Annotated in this window: 3 protein-coding genes; 1 reads left to right on the top strand and 2 read right to left on the bottom strand. The window is 42.5% G+C overall.

Going from position 1 to position 2,604, the window contains the following annotated elements:
* Positions 1–131: 131 nt before the first annotated feature.
* Positions 132–524 (top strand): hypothetical protein, encoded by a 393-nt coding sequence (locus A37S_RS25825; protein WP_028298868.1) that lies wholly within the window; start codon positions 132–134, stop codon positions 522–524.
* A gap of 40 nt (positions 525–564) precedes the next feature.
* Here A37S_RS25825 and A37S_RS0122370 read toward each other — a convergent pair whose 3' ends face one another.
* Positions 565–1,797 carry an IS256 family transposase gene (locus tag A37S_RS0122370; protein WP_028298869.1) on the bottom strand — a complete coding sequence of 411 codons (1,233 nt, stop codon included), beginning with the start codon at positions 1,795–1,797 and terminating at the stop codon, positions 565–567.
* Between the two features lie 61 nt (positions 1,798–1,858).
* The gene (locus A37S_RS25830; RefSeq protein WP_051293399.1) at positions 1,859–2,524 is read right to left on the bottom strand and encodes a hypothetical protein; all 666 of its coding nucleotides are present in this window, start codon (positions 2,522–2,524) and stop codon (positions 1,859–1,861) included.
* Between the last annotated feature and the right edge of the window lie 80 nt (positions 2,525–2,604).

Below are 2,604 nucleotides of genomic sequence, written 5' to 3' on the forward strand. Positions count from 1 at the left end.
TCGACAGCATCTGCTCTCTTTTTTCTGCTTTCCTCATACAGCAAAGCTAAGCCATAGATAAACGCTAAAAAATATGTACTTGGTAGGGCGGATACGGAGATACACCATACAATTTAAGGAACTGTGCTTATATGGACGATTTTTCTAAACAGAAAATCATCTTTCAAGAAATGGTTCAAGAGCCAAGTTTTATACTTGATGAAAAAGGAGAATATATGTGTTTAGATACGGCTCGAATAATTACAGGAAAAGACTTAGATATACTTCTTGCTGTGGCAAACTCAAAATTATTCTTCTATTCTGTAAAAACATTCTATGGCGGCGGTGGGCTAGGCGAAACAGGAGTCAGAATGAAACATACATTTTTTGAAAATTTTCCAATGCCAATACTTTCCAGTGAGGATAGGAAAAAAATTAGACTATACGTGAAAAAACCAACATTACAAAATATAAAAATTATCGACAATTTATTGTATAATGCTTATGGTTTAACAATAGAAGAGTCTGATTATATCAACGTCTAGGTAGTGTAACGTGAACTGTGTCATCCGGATCAACCTATTCCTAAACACTGTTTTGATCCAGGCGTAGCCTGTCACCAAATTTAATATAAAGCTGAGAGATGGTCAAGCCCCAATTGTGGATGGGCATTGTCCATTTCTTTGTTATCTCCCGTATCACCAGATAAAGGAGCTTCAGCAGCGCCTGTTCGGAGGTGAAAGCCCCCTTGGTCTTGGTGATCTTGCGCACCTGCCTGTGCATCCCCTCGATGGGATTGGTGGTGTAGATCACCCTGCGGACATCACCGTCGTATTCGAAGAATGTGGAAAGGTTATCCCAGTTCTGCAGCCACGATTTGGCCGTGAGCGGGTATTTCCTACCCCATTTTTCCTCGAACTCCAGCAGCCGTTCATAGCCCTGTTCTGCGTTTACGGCCTTATAGACCGGTTTGAGATCTTCCATGACGGTTTTCTTCTCCTTATCCGGCACGTATTTCATGCTGCTGCGTATCTGGTGCACGATGCACAGCTGGACACGGGTTTGGGGAAAGACAGCCTCTATGGCCTCCGGGAATCCCTTCAGCCCGTCGATGCAGGCGATCAGGATATCCTCCACACCGCGCTGTTTCAGGTCGGTCAGCACCGAAAGCCAGAACTTGGCACCCTCGGTTTCCGAAAGGTAAAGACCGATCAGATCCTTGCGGCCATCGATATCCACGCCCAGGATGTTGTAGATCGCACGGCTCTCAACCGACCCGTTATGCCTGATTTTATAATGCATGCAGTCCAGGAAAACGAACGGGTATACCGCATCCAGCGGACGGTTGCGCCATTCGGTTACCGCCGGGAGCACGGCATCGGTGATACGGGATATTTCCGTGGCCGATATCTCCATGGCGTACATCTCCCGGATGTAATCGCTGATGGCACGTGTGCCCATGCCACGGGCATACATGCTCAATACATTGCCTTCCAGTTCCTCGGTGATGATCAGCTGTCGTTTAGGCACGATCTTGGGCTCAAAGGAGCCTTCGCGGTCACGGCCCGTCTCCAGCTCGAAACTGCCACCGCTCAGGCTCCTGACCGTTTTCTTGGACTGGCCGGAGGCTTTATCCTCTTCAAGGTGGTTATCCAACTCGCCATTGAGCATGGATTCCAGTAGGTGTTTTAAGGGAAGATTACATTTGAGCATAGGAGCTAGTACACCGTCAGTGCCGCCGGCCTTTTTGCCGGCGTACAGTCCTTCCATCGCTTCCTGCTTGAAGCGCTCGAAGTCAAATGGGGTTTTCTCTTTCATTAACATGTCACTTGATATTTCGAATTTAAAACTATTTATTCGTTTTATCCAGTGACACAGTTTAGGTTACACTCTCACCGTCTATAAAGTTAATTTCATCTCTATCAAGATTATACATTGCATAAATCATTTTATTGAGCTCTAATTCTAATTCATGATAACTTTGTCCACAATTTATCCTATTTAAGATAATATCTAATATTCTCTCTATCGATTTTTCTGTATTTATGTCTGGAATAGGGATTCTAAGAGGCTCAATGGCTTGAACGCTGATTAATAAATCTCCTGTTCCTGTTTGTGGTGCATCTCTCATTAAATAATGCCCCATCTTAGAATTCAGAACAGCAACCAAAAATTTTATATATTTTCCCGTAGCAAAGCAAGTACTATCTAACGCCATTACTCCAGTTTCATCAAAAGAAAAACGTAAAATTGAGCCAACACGTTTCCACACTATTTTCTGTTTAGAAAAATCGTCCCAATAATTTGCTCCCCAACGTTGTAGAGCATACCATTCATAACGGATCCCTGTCTCCGCTTTATTACGATTAGAAAGTTCTCCCTTATGTTTAAGTAAGTGTTTATATATTGCAGGGTATTGATTTTCAAGCTCTTTCTCCGCATCTATTGATGCTCCTGTAATATTTAGGTTATTATGTAACGGAAAATGCCAAGGAATAAATAATAAATATAAATCAGCAAATTCGTACGAATTGTACGTCTTCAAACTAAATTAGACACATTAGGATGAAACCTTAAGGAGACTTTCGAGTTATAAATTTATTAATTTTTGTTGATTATACAATT

Origin of the sequence: Olivibacter sitiensis DSM 17696 (assembly GCF_000427965.1) — a bacterium.
In the GTDB taxonomy this organism is placed as follows: Bacteria; Bacteroidota; Bacteroidia; order Sphingobacteriales; family Sphingobacteriaceae; genus Olivibacter; species Olivibacter sitiensis.